Origin of the sequence: Synechococcus sp. Lug-A (assembly GCF_024345655.1) — a bacterium.
Classification (GTDB): domain Bacteria; phylum Cyanobacteriota; class Cyanobacteriia; order PCC-6307; family Cyanobiaceae; genus MW101C3.
The window spans coordinates 155,579-169,169 of the sequence record NZ_JAGQBN010000001.1 but is presented as its reverse complement, the minus strand read 5'-3'; the positions used below and the strand labels follow the sequence as shown (position 1 = coordinate 169,169).

General features: G+C 67.2%; 11 protein-coding genes. 2 read left to right on the top strand and 9 right to left on the bottom strand.

Annotated features, from left to right (window positions below):
* Window positions 1-10: 10 nt before the first annotated feature.
* The 5 genes from KBY86_RS00815 to thrS form a co-directional block, all read right to left on the bottom strand.
* The gene (locus KBY86_RS00815) at window positions 11-2,122 is read right to left on the bottom strand and encodes a M3 family metallopeptidase (RefSeq protein WP_255139796.1); all 2,112 of its coding nucleotides are present in this window, start codon (window positions 2,120-2,122) and stop codon (window positions 11-13) included.
* Between the two features lie 61 nt (window positions 2,123-2,183).
* Window positions 2,184-3,758, bottom strand: a complete 1,575-nt coding sequence (locus KBY86_RS00810; protein WP_255139795.1) for an NAD(P)H-quinone oxidoreductase subunit 4 — start codon at window positions 3,756-3,758, stop codon at window positions 2,184-2,186.
* Between the two features lie 165 nt (window positions 3,759-3,923).
* Entirely contained in the window at window positions 3,924-4,874 is a 951-nt protein-coding gene (gene thrB, locus KBY86_RS00805; protein ID WP_094512909.1) for a homoserine kinase, read from the bottom strand.
* A 103-nt stretch (window positions 4,875-4,977) separates the two neighbouring features.
* On the bottom strand, window positions 4,978-6,030 hold the full coding sequence (locus tag KBY86_RS00800; protein ID WP_094512908.1) for a glucokinase: 1,053 nt from the start codon (window positions 6,028-6,030) through the stop codon (window positions 4,978-4,980).
* 64 nt (window positions 6,031-6,094) lie between these two features.
* Entirely contained in the window at window positions 6,095-7,930 is a 1,836-nt protein-coding gene (gene thrS / locus KBY86_RS00795) for a threonine--tRNA ligase (RefSeq protein WP_255139794.1), read from the bottom strand.
* A gap of 1,240 nt (window positions 7,931-9,170) precedes the next feature.
* Here thrS and KBY86_RS00790 point away from each other — a divergent pair.
* Together KBY86_RS00790 and KBY86_RS00785 are read left to right on the top strand one after the other, a co-directional pair.
* Window positions 9,171-9,503 (top strand): DUF2605 family protein, encoded by a 333-nt coding sequence (locus tag KBY86_RS00790; RefSeq protein ID WP_233132991.1) that lies wholly within the window; start codon window positions 9,171-9,173, stop codon window positions 9,501-9,503.
* A 75-nt stretch (window positions 9,504-9,578) separates the two neighbouring features.
* On the top strand, window positions 9,579-10,037 hold the full coding sequence (locus KBY86_RS00785) for a TM2 domain-containing protein (RefSeq protein WP_094512907.1): 459 nt from the start codon (window positions 9,579-9,581) through the stop codon (window positions 10,035-10,037).
* A gap of 243 nt (window positions 10,038-10,280) precedes the next feature.
* On the opposite strand, the gene trpS is transcribed toward KBY86_RS00785, so the two are convergent.
* Genes trpS through KBY86_RS00765 form a run of 4 tightly spaced genes read right to left on the bottom strand, consistent with a single transcriptional unit; the run spans window position 10,281 to window position 13,526 of the window.
* Window positions 10,281-11,297 (bottom strand): tryptophan--tRNA ligase, encoded by a 1,017-nt coding sequence (gene trpS, locus KBY86_RS00780; protein WP_094512906.1) that lies wholly within the window; start codon window positions 11,295-11,297, stop codon window positions 10,281-10,283.
* Window positions 11,294-11,938: a hypothetical protein gene (locus tag KBY86_RS00775; protein WP_255139792.1), complete on the bottom strand. Its 645-nt coding sequence runs from the start codon at window positions 11,936-11,938 to the stop codon at window positions 11,294-11,296. The genes trpS and KBY86_RS00775 overlap by 4 nt, the downstream gene beginning before the upstream one ends.
* A gap of 51 nt (window positions 11,939-11,989) precedes the next feature.
* Entirely contained in the window at window positions 11,990-12,520 is a 531-nt protein-coding gene (locus tag KBY86_RS00770) for a hypothetical protein (RefSeq protein WP_255139791.1), read from the bottom strand.
* On the bottom strand, window positions 12,513-13,526 hold the full coding sequence (locus tag KBY86_RS00765) for a cation diffusion facilitator family transporter (protein WP_255139790.1): 1,014 nt from the start codon (window positions 13,524-13,526) through the stop codon (window positions 12,513-12,515). The genes KBY86_RS00770 and KBY86_RS00765 overlap by 8 nt, the downstream gene beginning before the upstream one ends.
* Window positions 13,527-13,591 lie beyond the last annotated feature (65 nt).

Here is a 13,591-nt window from a genome sequence, read left to right as displayed (position 1 = left end):
ACAGGCAGGTTCAGGCCACCGCCACCAGGCCCGAGTGCCGGATCAGCGCTTCCGGCGAGGGCTGCCGGCCGCGGAAGGATTCGAACACCTCGGCTGGATGGCGGCTGCCCCCCAGCCCCAGCACCGTGGCGCGGAAGCGGCGACCGGTGGCCTGGATGGCCTCCTCGTTGTCGAGGCCCACATCCTCGAAGGCGCTGAAAGCATCGGCGCTGAGCACCTCAGCCCATTTGTAGGAGTAGTAGCCGGCTGCGTAGCCGCCGGCGAAGATGTGGCCGAAGGAGCAGAGCAGCGCGTCTTCAGGGATCGGGGCGATCACGGTGGTGGTGGCAGCGATCTCACGGCGCAGTGCTTCCGGTGAGCGGCCGTCCTCAGGGGTCCACTGGCTGTGCAGGCGCAGATCGGTGAGCGCCAGGTGCACCTGGCGCAGGGTGGCGGCGCCGGTCATGAAGGTGCGGGCCGCCTGCAGCTTGGCGAACTCCGCTTCGGGCAGGGGCTCGCCGCTCTGCCAGTGGCGGGCCATGCCCAGCAGGGTGGCGCGGTCGTAGCACCAGTTCTCCATGAACTGGCTGGGCAGCTCCACCGCATCCCACTCCACGTTGTTGATGCCTGCCGCCTGAGGCCGCTCCACCGTGGTGAGCATGTGCTGAAGACCATGGCCGAATTCGTGGAAGAGGGTCTCCACGTCCTCGAAGGTCATCAGGCTGGGGGTGTCACCCACCGGCGGGCTCTGGTTGCACACGAGGTAGGCCACCGGCAGCACCGGCCGGCCGTCGTCCGTCACGCTGCGCACCAGGCATTCATCCATCCAGGCACCGCCCCTTTTGCTGCCGGGACGGCTGTAAGGGTCGAGATAGAACGCTGCAATGGCTTCGCCGCTGCCGGCGTCGTCGACGCGGAAGTAGCGCACATCGGGGTGCCAGACCGGCGCCTCGCCATCGGCGGCGTTGATGCGGATGCCGAACAGGCGGTTGCAGAGCCCGAACAGACCATCCAGCACGCGCGGCAGCGGGAACCAGGGGCGCAGCGCCTCGCTGTCGAGCGCGAAGGCTTCCTGCCGGCGGACTTCCGCCCAGAAGCTCACATCCCAGGCCTGGAGGTCCTCGGCTTCAGTGGCGCCGGCGCGGTCAGCACAGGCGCGCAGTTCGGTCAGTTCCTGCAGGGCAACGGGATGGGCGGCGGCACGCAGATCCTCCAGCAGCCGCTCCACCTCCTCCACCGAGCCGGCCATTTTGGCGGCCAGGCTCACATCGGCCCAGTGGGCGTAGCCCAGGCGCTGGGCCTGCTCGCGCCGCAGGGTGAGGATCCGCTCAATCAGCGGCCCGTTGCCGCCGTCTTCGCCGGAGGCCCGGCTCACATGGGCCTTGTAGAGACGCTCGCGCAGATCACGGCGGCGGCTGTATTTGAGAAAAGGGGCATAGCGGGGCATGTCGAGGCCCAGCAGCCAGGGGCCCTCGGCGGCGCTGGCCTCGGGGTGATCGGCCTGGCGTGCCGCCTGAGCCAGCTGCCCGCGCAGGCTTTCGGGCAACCCTTCCACCTCGGCCGCTTCTGTGAGCAGCAGGCTCCAGCCGTTGGTGGCATCGAGCAGTTGGTTGCCGAAGCGGGTGGAGAGCTCGGCCAGCTCCTGGCTGGTGGCGTTGAAGCCAGCCTGGGCGTCGCCTTCCAGCCCCACGCCGCGCAGCTCCATGTCGCGCCGTTCGGCCGCGAGGATGCGCTGCTGGGTGGCATCGAGGTCGTTGCTGGCCTGGAGGGTTTCCAGCGCCCGGTAGAGCACCCTGCTCTGGCCGACGCGATTGCCGAAGGCCACCACGGCGGCCTGCTGGCCGGCATGGGCAGTGCGCAGCTCCGGCCCGTTGCAGACGCCGTTGAGGTGGCTCACCACCCCCCAGCTCCAGCGCAGCCGCTCACCCAGCCTCTGCAGCGGCCCCATCACCTGCTGCCAATTCAGCGGAGCGTCGGCCTCGAGGGCTGCTGAGAGCTCTGCTTCCAGCCGGTCGAGCTGCTGATCGAGCTCGGCCAGCAGGCCGGGCATGTGCGCGCTGACCTGCTCGGGAGTGATCGCTGCGTAGTCAGGCAGTCCCTCGCCGACCAGCAGGGCCACAGGAGCTTCGAGGGTGGATGGCATCGCCGGGGAGCGTTGGGGTGGTGTGGACCCATTTCACCCCAGCGGTGCAGCCGCCGGCGGCTCAGCCCAGGACGGGAAGCCGGCCAAGGGCCAGCTGGGCGTGGGCGCTGAGCTTCTCGGCCAGGGCGTTGGTGCTGGCGCCATAGAGATCAATGGCCAGGCGGGGCCAGAAGCCTATCGCCAGGGTGGGGACCAGCAGCACCAGGCCGATCACCAGTTCGCGGGGCTTCATGTCACCCACCACGGCCAGGGCCGGAATCCTGGGGCCGAAGAACACCCGCCGGCTCATCGACAGCAGATAGACGGGGGTGAGCACCAGGCCGATGGCGGCCAGGATGATGGTGATCACACGGAAGCCGATCGTGAAGCTGTCGTTGCTGGTGACCCCCAGGAACACGGTGATTTCACTGATGAAGCCACTCATTCCAGGCAACGCCAGCGAGGCCAGTGAACTGGCCAGGAAGAAGGCGAAGGTGATCGGAAGCACCTTGGCCAGGCCGCCCATGTTGGGGATCGACAGGGTTTTGGTGCGCTCGTAGAACACACCGGTGACGAAGAACATCGAAGCGGCGATCAGGCCGTGGCTGATCATCTGAAGCATCGCGCCGCTCAGCCCGAGGGTGTCGATGGCGCCGATGCCGAGCAACACGAAGCCCATGTGGCTCACCGAGCTGCAGGCGATCCGCCGTTTGACGTTGTCCTGCGCGAAGGCATTGAGCGCGCCATACACGATGTTGACAATGCCCAGCACGATCAACGCCGGCGCCAGGCGCAGATGGGCGTCGGGGAGCATCTGCACGTTGAAGCGCAGCAGGGCGTAGCCGCCCATCTTGAGCAACACGCCGGCCAGCAGCATCGACACCGGCGCATTGGCTTCGCCGTGGGCATCCGGCAGCCAGGTGTGCAGCGGGAACATCGGCAACTTCACGCCGAAGCCGATCAGGAAGCCGAGGTAACAGAGCAGGGCGAAGCTGCCGCCGTAGGAGCGCTCACTGAGTTCCTGCAGGTTGAGGGTGAAACCGTCACCGCCGAGGGCCAGGGCCAGTCCGCTGATCAGGATCAGCAGGGAGGCGGTGGCGGTGTAGAGGATGAACTTGGTGGCCGCGTACTGGCGCTGGGCGCCGCCCCATATGGCGATCAGCAGGTACACCGGCACCAGCTCCAGTTCCCAGGCCAGGAAGAAGAGCAGGAAATCCTGCGAGAGGAACACCAGCGATTGGGCGGAGGCCTGCAGCAGCAGCAAGCCGAAATAAAGCTGGCACTTGCGGTTGAGGTTCCAGCTGGCGGCCACCGCCAGCAGGGTGACCAGGCCGCTGAGCACCACGAGAGGTGCCGAGAGGCCATCGGCGGCCAGCGACCATTCCAGGCCGAGGGCGGGCAGCCAGGGCACCCGCTCCACCAGTTGCAGGCCGCTGAGGCTGCTGTCGAAGCGCTGGCTGAACACCCAAAGGATCAGCAGGAGGTCGACGAGCAGCACCCCGAGGGCGATGGTGCGGGGAGCGCGCGGATCGGTGCCATCGCCGGGCACCAGGGGCATCAACAGGGCCCCCGCCGCCGGGATCAGGGCGATCAGCGTGAGCCAGGGAAAGTCTGCAGGGAGAGAGGACGCGGCCGTCAGGGGCAGATTGGCGTCCATTTCAGCCTGCGAGGGGAACGTTCGGGCCGCCGCTGGGGCGGTGCAACCCGGAGAATTTATCAGTTACACGCACGGTGCTGAGTAGTTCTACTCAACAGGGCTGTGGACACGGATCGCAGCAGGGATCCGCCGTGGCGTCGGCGGGAATTGTGGCGAACTCCGGGTTCAGTTGCGGTCGGGCAAGGGCTCCCAGCGGCTGCCGCCCAGATGCAGATCCAGCACCTGAAAGCGCGAGGCCACCCCTTCCCGTTCCCAGGCCTGGGTCATCGCCCGGCCCACCGCTGCGGCCTGGTCGCGGTTGCTGAGCGCCAGCAGCGTCGGACCGGCACCGCTGATCACACACCCCCAAGCCCCTGCGTTCAGCGCCGCCTCCCGCACCTGCCGGCCGCCCTGGATCAGGCCCCAGCGGTAGGGCTCATGCAGACGGTCGTGCATGCCATCGGCGATCAGATCGCCGCTGCCGGTGCGCAGGCCCTGCAGCAGCAGGGTGAGCGAGCCGAGGTTCACCACCGCATCGGGGATCGGCACCACCCGCGGCATGGCCCGGCGCGCCTCGCTGGTGGAAAGCCGTATCGCCGGGATCGCCACCACGGCCTTCACCGCTTCATGCCATTCACAGCGCACAACGCGCCAGCGGTGCGACGCCGCCTTGGCCGTCATGCAGAGGCCGCCGAGCAGGGAGGGCACCACGTTGTCGGGGTGGCCTTCGATGTCAATCGCCAGCTCCAGCAGCTTCTCGCGGCTGAGCGGTTCTCCCACCAGCGCATTGGCGCCGATCAGGCCGGCCACGATTGCGGTGGCACTGCTGCCCAGGCCTCGCGCCGGTGGCACCGCCAACCGCACCCGCGCTTCGAGCGCCACCGGCTGTTCGCCCGCCTCTTTCCACACCCGCTGTGCCGAGCGGTACATGAGGTTGTCGGGGCCGCCGCGCAGGTGGGCGCCCTCGCTGCCTTCGATGATCAGCTCGAAGCGCTCACCATCCCCCTCGATGCAGGTGAGCTGGAAGTGGTTGTTGAGATCGAGGGCGGCGCCGAGACAATCGAACCCCGGCCCCAGGTTGGCGGTGGTGGCGGGGACATCCACCGCCACTCCCTGCCCGATGCGGGGCCTGACCATGCGTTCCTTCCCTTCCTGCTGACCGTGATGGGTTCAGTGTCCCATTCGCCGGTGCGCGCCGATACAGGCCCGCTGCTCCACGCCCGCCATTCCGGCCCTGCGCTCAGCCCATCAAGGTGCGGGCGCGGCAGGCGGCGCTGAACAGGCCAGCCCCCGGATCCACCAGCGCCCGCAGCGGAATCGTCTTCAGCACCGGCGAGAGCCGCCCCTTCGCCCCGAAGGCCTCCAGGAAGACGGGAGAACGCAGCTGGGGCAGCAGCTTGGCGGCCGTGCCGCCGCCCACCCACAGGCCGCCGCTGCAGAGCGTCTGCAGGGCCAGGTCGCCGGCGGCGCTGCCGTAGGCCCCAAGCCAGAGATCGAGCGCCGCTGCAGCGAGCGCCTCCCCGGCCAGGGCCGCCTGGGCCACCAGGGCCGGCAGATCCGGCCGCTCCGCCAGCCCCTGCCTCTCCGCCTGCCACCAGGCCTCGGCCGGGGCGTGCAACGGGTGGCTGCCGCCCGGATCGCGCTCCCGCAGCATCCAGCGCGCCACATGGCCGAGCCCGGTGCCGCTCACCACCCGCTCGATCGAGACACGCTCCAGTTCCAGCTCGTTGAGCAGCCATTGGCGCAGGCGCCATTCCTGCTCCTGGCGCGGCGCAAAGGCGGCATGGGCCGCTTCGCTGGCCAGGGCGATCGGGCCGTGCGGGCCGGGCACGCCGATCGCCACCCCCAGGCCGGTGCCGGCGCCGAGCACGGCCACCGGCCCCGTGGCAGCGGCGGCAGCCGGGTGGGCGTTGCCGCGCAGCGGTTGCTGCTGCTCGGGCGAAAGATGGGGCAGGCCATGGATCAGCACGGCGAAGTCGTTCACCAGCTCCACGGCCTCGAACGCGCAGGCCTTGGCCAGGGCGCCGGCATCGAGATGCCAGGCGAGGTTGGTGAGCTTCACCTGGCCGTTCTGCACCGGCCCCGCTACCGCGAAGCAGGCCTGGCGGGGCGGACCTGTTTCTGTGCCCTGGGCACCTTCGGCCAGGAAGTGACGCACCATGGCGCTGAAGTCGCTCCAGGCGGCCGAGGCATAGCGGGCCGAGCGCAGCTGCACCAGCTGACCCTCCCGCACGGCATAGGTGGCGAGCAGGGTTTTGGTGCCGCCGATATCGCCGGCCAGCAGGATGGGCATGGGGAAGGTGCGCCGTGGTGGGATGCTGCCAGGCCCGGTGACGATGCGCCGCAGGGCCCAGGGCTCAGCCGACCGGCAACTCCAGACCCGCCGCACGCACGCTGTTGGCCTGGGCGGCTGCGGCCAGCAGCTCGGCCAGGGCCACCGCGCCAAGATCACCGTTGCGGCGGCTGCGCAGGTTGACGCTGCCCTGCTCAGCTTCCTGGGTGCCGATCACGCCCAGCAGCGGAATCTTCATCTGCTCGCCCTTTCGGATCAGCTTGCCGAGCCGTTCTCCGCTGCGATCCAGCGTGGCTCTCACTCCAGCGGCGTTGAGCTGGGCGAGCACGGTGTGGGCATAGGGCAGCACCTCATCGGTGACCGGCAGCAGACGGATCTGCTCCGGTGCCAGCCAGAACGGGAAATCACCGGCGTAGTTTTCCACCAGGATGCCGAAGAAGCGCTCCAGCGAGCCGAAGATGGCGCGGTGAATCATGATCGGCCGCGCCCGCTGGCCATCGGCGGCCACGTAGTGCAGATCGAAGCGTTCGGGCAGGTTGAAATCCAGCTGAATCGTGGAGCATTGCCATAACCGGCCGATCGCATCCTCGATCTTGATATCGATCTTGGGGCCGTAGAACGCGCCGCCCCCTTCATCGATCTTGTAGGCCCAGCCCTTGCGATCGAGCGCCTCCACCAGGCCGGCGGTGGCCAGCTCCCATACGGCATCTTCGCCGATCGATTTCTCTGGCCGGGTGGAGAGATGAACTTCGTAGTTCTGGAAATCGAAGGTGGAGAGGATGGTTTCGGTGAGGTTGAGCACACCGAGGATTTCATCGCCGATCTGCTCGGGCAGACAGAAGATGTGGGCGTCGTCCTGGGTGAAGCCGCGCACGCGCATCAGACCGTGCATCACCCCTGGCCGCTCGTAGCGGTACACCGTGCCCAGCTCCGCCCAGCGGATCGGCAGTTCCTTGTAGGAGCGCAGGGTGTTGGCGTAGGTGAGCACGTGGAAGGGGCAGTTCATCGGCTTGAGCTGGAACTGCCGCTCATCCACATCCATCGGGCCGAACATGCTCTCCCGGTAGAAATCCAGGTGCCCGGAGGTTTTCCAGAGGCTCAGATCGGCCACATGGGGCGTGTAAAGCAGCTCGTAGCCGGAGGCGAAGTGCGCCTGCCGCCAGAAATCCTCGATCAGCAGCCGCATGCGGGCGCCGCGCGGATGCCAGAACACCAGGCCGGCACCGGCCTCGTCTTCGATGGAGAAGAGGTCGAGGTCGATGCCGAGCCGGCGGTGATCGCGGCGCAGAGCCTCCTGCTTGCGGCGCTGGTGCTCTGCCAGCTGCTCGGCTGTTTCCCAGGCGGTGCCATAGATGCGCTGCAGCTGGGCACGTTTCTCATCGCCGCGCCAGTAGGCGCCGGCCACGCTTTCCAGCTCGAAGGCCTTGGGATTCAACTCGCTGGTGTTGGCCACGTGGGGCCCGGCGCAGAGATCCCACCACTCCTCGCCGAGCGTGTAGAGGGTGATCGGCTCGGTGAGGCCCGCGAGAATTTCCAGCTTGTAGGGCTCGTTCTGGGCCGAGATGCGCGCTTCCGCTTCCGCGCGGCTCACCTCGATGCGCTCCAGCGGCAAGCGGCGGCCGATGATCTTGCCCATCTCCTTCTTGATCGCCTTGAGATCGGCTTCGGTGAAGGGTTCGGGATGGTCGAAGTCGTAATAGAAGCCGGATTCGGTCCAGGGGCCGATCGTGACCTGCGCCCGGGGAAACAGCTTCTGCACCGCCATGGCCAGCACGTGGCTCATCGAGTGGCGAATTTTGAGCAGCTGGGAGCTTTCGCTCGTTTTGGGCAGCAGCACCGGGGTGGTGACCGTTTCCCCAGAGCGGCTGGCGGGCTCGGCGGCAGGGGAAGCGGTAGGCACGGCAACGGGCCAGAAGACCCTCAACTCTAAGCATCGGCTGTTGATCCTCCTAGTGATAGGAACGCTGCCATCCCCTGGGTGCGGCGGTTGCCGCTGGCCGGCCGCTTCGGAGCCCCTGGCGCTAGGAGGCCTGTCTCAGGTGGGACGTTGAGAGAAGGCTAAAAACCTCAGAAGTGTCTGTGCTGCTGGACGAGTGACCGAATCTGCGGGCACTGCCAGGCAGGGCTGGAAGCGGAGAACCCGATTCAGCGACAAGGTGGCTGGATCCAGGGGCGCAGCTGCGTCCAGGACCGTGCTCAGTGGCGTGGCCGGTGCCGCGCCGGCGAATGCATTGCTCTTTGGGCTGAGCTCGTGTAATCGCCTCTACTGGATCACTCGTTCTAGGCAGAAGGAACAGGTGCTTTCTCATTCTCTGGATCCCACCACCCTCTTGGGCCATGGCCTTGCTGTGCATCCCCACAGGTTCAATCTGTTGGTAAGGGATCGCGTCACTAATCTCCGGACTTTGCGTGATGGCACCGACGCGCTGGCGATCGCTGCCACCTCCATGCTTGACAGCGACAATCGGCTGCGCAGGGTAGGAGCCTATTCTTCGCTGGATTGGAGCATGGTGCCGGAGGGAACCATTACGTTTGACCGGAACGATCCACGCCATCCCGATCTGCAGCTGTTACAGACCTGGCAATCATATACTTGCCCATTATTCAGACAAGAACGTTCTCTACGGCGTATCCAGCAATTCTGACCAGTGGTATTGGGTCAGCATCCAGCTTGCCAACAACACAAGCGCTGCCACAGATGTGCCCTCATGGAGCACACACCTGGATTTCTTCGATCGTTCTGATGTGACGCTGACACGTGAGATCAGCCGAAGCGGCCCCATGCCCGTTCTGTTCCTCAGCCGCTGCTGAAAGCTGTAGCGGCCGTTGGCTGGAGCCACAGAATCAAGCGCCGGACTGCGGCAGAGCATGCACGGCCTAAGGCCCCGCCTCGGTCTCCCATCCGAGCCACTCCGCCCGGAGCCGCGCGATCTCGCACGGATGTGGCCGCCGCCTTGGCTGATCCTGCGTTGCACCTGCAAGCGTGGGTCCGGCGCACCACAGTTTGCGCCAGTACGCCAGCCGCCGCTCTGCCGAAAGCGGGCTGTGTTCCTAGGCTGTCCACGAGCTGGAGCACACCGATTCCCGACTCTTCCTCACCGTTTTCGCAGCCTGCGGGAGCTGGCCCGCTGCTCAATCAAGTGCTCGATTCGTTGCTGGATGATTTTCAGCGTTGGTTCGAGCGGGGCCAAGATCTGCTGGCCTATTGCCCGGAAACAGTGCTGGGGCCCACGGAGCAGCGGGATTTTGATGCCATGCTTACGCGCTCGTTGCAGGAGTTGATGGCGGCACGAGCACTGCGCGGCGCCATGAGTGAAACCCTCGCCCTCGACATGCAGGCAATGGCCCCGTGGCACCGCCTTGTGATGAAGGTGTGGGGTTTGTCGGCAGCCTTGCGGGAGGCGGGGGTGACCCTGCCCCCGGACCGCCAGAAACCGGCCCTGTTCCCCCCGCCGCCCCCTGGAGACGGATGACACCACGCCAGGCCGGAGCCCAGCCAGAGCCCCGATAGCATCGGGGATCCGCTGTGAGCATCGCTGGTTTTGAGCATGGCGAGCCCCCTGATCGAGCGACGCCACGTGGCACTCGGCTATCTGTTCTGGGCATGCGGCTTCGTCGGCCTGTGCGGTCTGCATCGCTTTTACGCCCGCAAGCCGCTGAGCGGGGTGTTGTGGCTGCTCACCTTTGGCTTCTGCGGCATCGGCCAACTGATTGATGCGCTGCTGATCAGCTCGATGATCGAGCAGGCCAACCAACCGCTGGTGTTGCAGGAAGCCCTCGCCAAAGCCGACACCAACCGCCCGGAGCCGTTGGCGCGCCAGTTGCTCGTGCTGGCCCGCAGTTCCGGCAGTGTTGGCTTCACCCTCAATGACGCGATCCTCGCGGTAACCCTGCCTGCCGGCACCGACCACGACGCCGTGCGCACCGAAATCGAAGAGCTGCTGCATGAGCATCTGCTCGATGTGGGCAATGATGAACGTGGTCGCGTGGTGTACCGGGAGCCTTGAGCGGCTTACCGCAGCCTGACTGCTCCCGCGCGACCAAGGCGAAGAGGAGCGTGAAGCCATAGGTTGCCCCAGTCAATCCTCACGATTTCCAGTTTGGCTCCGTTGTGTTAATCATGGCGAAAGGTTTATCAGTCGCATCGTGCCACTCACTGCTCAGCAAAGCAGGCACGCCAGGGGCTATGTCTGCATCGGCTTGGGTAAACGCAACGTCAGTCTTCAAGGAACGCGGCATCGCCCTCCTGATCAGGCCGCCGGCAAGAAGCCAAGGGCTGCCTTCACACGCTCCAGCGTGGCAGTGGCCACGGCTGCCGCCCGCTCCTTGCCCTCGCGCAGCACTTCGCTCAGGTAGGCCTCGTCGCGGCGAATCTCGGCATAACGCTCCTGCAGCGGCTGCAGGGCGGCCACAGCGGCTTCCGCCAGCAATGGCTTGAACTGTCCCCAGCCCATCGCGGCGCATTCGGCGGCAGCGGTGTCCCGTGTCTTGCCGCTGAGCAGGGCGAAGAGCCCGAGCAGGTTGTCGGCTTCGGGGCGTTCGGGGTTGCCGAATTCCAGCCCCATCACCGGATCGGTCTTGGCGCGTTTGATCTTTCTGGTGATCAGCTCGGGCGGATCGAGCAGGTGCAGGCGTGAGCCCTCATTCGGTTCGCTCTTGCTCATCTTGCTGCGGCCGTCGATCAGGCTCATCACTCGCGCACCCTCCGCCAGGATCAACGGCTCGGGCACCTTCAGCAGCGGCTGGTCTTCCGGCGCGAAGCGGGCATTGATGCGCTGCTGGGCGATGTCGCGGGCGAGCTCCAGATGCTGCTTCTGGTCTTCGCCCACCGGCACCAGATCGGCGTCATAAAGAAGGATGTCGGCAGCCATCAGCACGGGGTAATCGAGCAGCCCCACCGACACGTTGTCGCCCTGCTTGCGTGCCTTCTCCTTGAACTGGATCATGCGCTCCAGCCAGTTCAGCGGCGTGACGCAGTTCAGCAGCCAGGTGAGCTCACTGTGCGCCGGAACCTGGCTCTGCACGAACACCGTGGAGCGCTGTGGATCAATGCCGCAGGCCAGGTAGAGGGCGGCGGTGCGGCGCGTGGCCTCCGCCAGCAGGGCGGGATCGTGCGGCACCGTGATCGCGTGCAGATCCACCACACAGAAAAATGTGTCGTGGCTGTCCTGCAGTTGCACCCAGTTGCGGATCGCCCCCAGCCAGTTGCCCAGGTGCAGCGATCCGGTGGGTTGCACGCCCGAGAGCACACGTGGCCGAAGCGTCACAGCTGCGTCTCGGCGTCGGTGGGCAGCGCCTCGGCGTCGTTGGTGTGTGGGCTGCTGGTGTCTGCAGCGTCATCGGCCAGGGTGGGTTCCTCAGCGGGGGCGCTGGCTTCGGCCACTGGCTCGGGCTCACGCACCGGCTCCGGCCGGCTCGGGCGGGCGAAGGGATCGGGCCGGCTGATCACGCGGCGCTCGCCGCGCCCCTCCGGACGTCCTTCTCCGGAGCCCTCGCGCCGGCCACGCCGGCCTTCACCGCCTTCGCCATAGCGGCCCGTTTCTGAGCGCCCGCCTTCGGGGCGGCTGCGTTCCGGCCGGTTGCCCGCCTGGGCGCGCATCTCGGCCACCAGTGCATCGAGCGCACCCTGCTCCAGCAGCTGGGCCACGGTGCGGATCGAAAAGCCCAGCGCCGCGATCGTGGAACGCAGCTGGAAGGCCTCCTGCACCACCTTGGCGGCCCGTTGCTCGTTCTCGCTCAGGCGGATGCGCAGGCCGCCACTCTCGCGGTGGCTGCCGGCTTTCCTGCCACCGCCCGGCGGGCGACCACCGCCCCGGCGTTGCACCTGTTGCCCAGCCTCAACGGTCACCACGTCGGTGGTGACCACGTCTGTGGTCACCGCTTCGGTGGTCACAGAGTCGGTGGGCATCGCGTCTGTGGGCACCGATGCGTTCTCCAGGTCGGCCATGGCCGCAAGCCTTCAATCAGGGGGCAAGTGTGCCGCATCAAGGGCTCCGGTCTCCACCAGCCAGTGGATGCGGTGCGGCTCCTGGCTGCCGCGCCGGCCCAGCACCACCAGCGGCAGCGGCCGCTCCTGGCCGGCCGCGAACAGCTCGCGGTAGGTGCGCAGGAAGGCCAGGTAGGCGGCCAGCGTCCAGCCGTGATGAGGGCCCTCCAGGGCCTGCCAGTGGCGGTGCAGGGCGAGCTGGCAGGCCGCGGGTCCGAACTCCTCCCAGCAGCGGCCCTGGGCGGCGCCTTCGCTGAACCCCTGCTGGCGCAGTTCGCGGAAACGCACGAGTTCCGGCGCCTCCGCCGTGCTGTCGGGCGGCAACAGCCGGGCCAGGTGTTCCACCGGTGTGACCCGCAGCCGCAGCCAGCAGCGATCGAGAACCAGCACCGGCACGCCGCCGTGCCAGCTGGCATGGCCCTGCTGCTCCAGCAGCAACTGGCTCACGCGCACCTGCTGGCGGGGCGTGAGCAGTGCGATCAGCTCACGGTTGCGATCAGCCATGGGCTCCGCGAAAGGTGATCTCCGAACGCGCATATTCGCGCGGTTCCAGGTGAATCGTGCAGCGCACTGGTCCGAAGCGTTCCTCCAGCCGTTCCTCCACCCGTTCGGTGATGCGGTGGGCGGTGGGCAGGTCGTCGGCGTCCACCACCATGTGCATGTCGATGAACACCTGCTGGCCGAGCACCCCGCGGCTGGCGATGTCGTGGCAGTTCAACACCCCCGGCACCGCCATGGCCACCGTGTGGATCGCCTCGGGGGCGATGGCGATGTGATCCACCAACCAGGGCAGGTTGGTGCGCACCACCTGCCAGCAGGAGAGCACCAGCAGCAGGGCCAGGGGCGCCGCCACCGCCACATCCAGCCAGTTGAGCCCAAACATCCTGGCGCCGCCGAGGCCGGCCAGCACCATCAAGGTGGTCCAGATGTCACTGGTGGTGTGGTGGGCATCCGCCAGCAGCAGGGCGCTCTTGAGCCGCAGCCCCTGCTGCCGTTCGTAGCTGGCCAGCAGGATATTGCCCAGCAGCGACACCACCAGCAGCACGAAGGCGCCGTTCTCCAGCCGCAGCGGTTCCAGCCCGCCCAGCACCCGTTGCGCCGCCGACTGCAGGATCTCGATGCAGGCGAACAGGATGAACACCGCGATCGCCAGGGCGCCGATGCCTTCGTATTTGTGGTGCCCGTAGGGGTGGTCGCGGTCGGGGAGTGGATCGGAAAGGCTGTTGGTGATCACCCCCAGCAGGCTGGAGAGGCCATCGGTGGCGCTGTGCATCGCATCGGCCAGCACCGCCAGCGAACCGCTCCACAGCCCCACGAACAGTTTCAGGAAGCTCATCGCCACGTTCACGCTCAAGGCGATCAGCAGCACCGTGTTCACCGCTTCGCGGTTGTCGGCCACGGCCGAGCGGGGCGCGTCTCCATGGGCGGCGCCTTCACGGGCCAGCCCCCCGTCGGCCACGTCCTTCGGGGTCTGGGCGCCCGTGTCGGGACGGATCCGCTCAGCCGTCATCGGAGAGGCCCCCGGGCCTGGCTCGGTTGCCCCCAACCTATTGAGCCCCTGGGCAGGGGAGAGGA